Source organism: Micromonospora sp. D75, assembly GCF_018070405.1.
Lineage (GTDB): Bacteria > Actinomycetota > Actinomycetes > Mycobacteriales > Micromonosporaceae > Micromonospora > Micromonospora chalcea.
The window spans coordinates 1-1855 of the sequence record NZ_JAGPXV010000883.1; the positions used below are offsets into that span (position 1 = coordinate 1).

Genomic DNA, 1855 nt, shown 5'->3' on the forward strand with positions numbered 1-1855 from the left:
ATCCGCTGGTGATGGCCGAGCACCGGCTGTCCGGTGAGGCGTTCGTCGGTGAGGTGACGCTCGCCGACCCGGCGCGGGTGGACGACTCCGGCAAACGGCCGGTGCTGCGCCCGCGCATCCAGGTGGTCACCACCGAGCCGGTGCCGATGCCGGTGGGCGCGAGGCTGTACTCGCCGCAGCGCCCGGCGCAGAAGGCGACTGTGGTGTTCGTGACGCCCGGCGCGGACGGCAAGACCGAGGTGGTGCTGGAACTGTCCGGCGGGATGGGCCGGGGGCTGACCGCACCGCCCGGCAGCGTCCCGGAGGTGGGCGAGCGGATCTGCCTGACCAGCCTCTCCGACGGTTTCCTGCCGGGTGGGGCGTTCCCCGCGCCGGAGGAGACGCCGTGGACGCACGGCGGCCCGCCCGGCACGGCCGCCGCAACGCCGGACCCGGCCCCGGCGGAGGACTGGTCCTGACCGTCACGGTCCGCTGACCGACAGCCGTCGACTCTGGCGGCGGCCCCCGGCGCTGACTAGGCTTGCGCCGTCCGTCGTCCTGCCCTCGGCGTCGAGGGTGCACGTCTGGAAGAGAGCCGGAGCGCATCGTTGTACCCCAGCTCGACGTGAGCCTCGCCGCCGCTGCGCCGGCCCGTCATCCGCTCGCCGGCCGTGTCGGACTTGTCGCGGCCGCCGTCGTCGTACTCGGGGAGACGGCCTGGCTGGTCGCCCGGCTGCCCGGCGCGGCGCTGGTCAGCGACCTCGGCGCGGTGGCGGTGTCGAGCCTCGCGGCGGTGCTCTGCGTCGGCGCGGCGCGGCGCCACCCGGTCGCGCTACGCCGGTTCTGGGAGCTGCTCGCGGTCACCATGGTCCTCGCCGCGCTCGGCCGTACGGTGTGGACGGTCGAACGTCTCGGCGGGCTCGGGCTGCCGCACACGCCGCTGGTCGCCGGACTGTTCGCCGGCGGCATCGTCACCGGCACCGCCGCCCTGCTCAGTTTCCGCGCCGGCCCGCGCAGCCTGATCGGCCGGGCCCGCACCCTGCTCGACGGGGTCATCGTCGGGCTGGCCCTCCTCCCGATCGGCTGGGTGGTGGTGTTCCAGGAGATCACCGAGGCCGGCCTGGCCGATCCGATGCGTACGTTCGGCCTGCTCTACCCGATGTTCGACCTGATGCAGCTCACCATCCTGGTGGCGGTCGCCGGTCCGGGCCGGCCGATGTGGCGGGCGCTCACCGTGATCGGGGCGGGCCTGGCGATCCGGGCCGGCGCGGACGCCGTCTACGTCTCCCTGGTCGCGCACGGCAACTACACGCCCGGTCACCCGGTCGACATCTGCTGGCCGCTGAGCTACCTGCTGGTCGGCCTGGCCACCCGCTATCCGCCGCCGGTCGACGAGGACGGCGACGACGACGTGGTCGAGTCACCGCTGCCGCCGTGGTGGCGGGTGGCGCTGCCGTACCTGCCGGTGGGCGGCGCGATCGTCGCGGTCATGCTGTCGCGGCGGCCCAGCGGGCAGACCCCGCACGTGGTCTTCGTCGGCATGATGGCCCTGCTCGGCGTACTGGCGCTGCGTCAGGGGCTGGCCGCGAACGAGAACCTGCGGCTGGTCGGCCGGCTGCGCCGGCTCGCGTACTCCGACCAGCTCACCGGCCTGCCGAACCGGCTGACGTTCGTCCGGCGGCTGCGGCGGGCGTTGCGCACCGGCGGGCCGGTCGCCGTGGTGCTGCTCGACCTGGACGGCTTCAAGCAGGTGAACGACAGGTTCGGGCACGCCGCCGGGGACCGGCTGCTCACCGCCACGGCGGAGCGCATGCGGGACGCGGTCGGCCCGGACGGGATGATCGCGCGGCTGGGCGGCGACCAGCACCGCGAACTC

1 protein-coding gene and 1 pseudogene are annotated in these 1855 nt (G+C 74.7%); both read left to right on the top strand.

The window, feature by feature from the left end; translation table 11 throughout:
- Nucleotides 1–458 (top strand): annotated as a pseudogene (locus KBX39_RS30295) (hypothetical protein); the annotation flags it as partial.
- 146 nt (nt 459–604) lie between these two features.
- On the top strand, nt 605–1855 hold a 1251-nt coding region (locus tag KBX39_RS30300; RefSeq protein WP_210873826.1), incomplete at its 3' end, for a GGDEF domain-containing protein.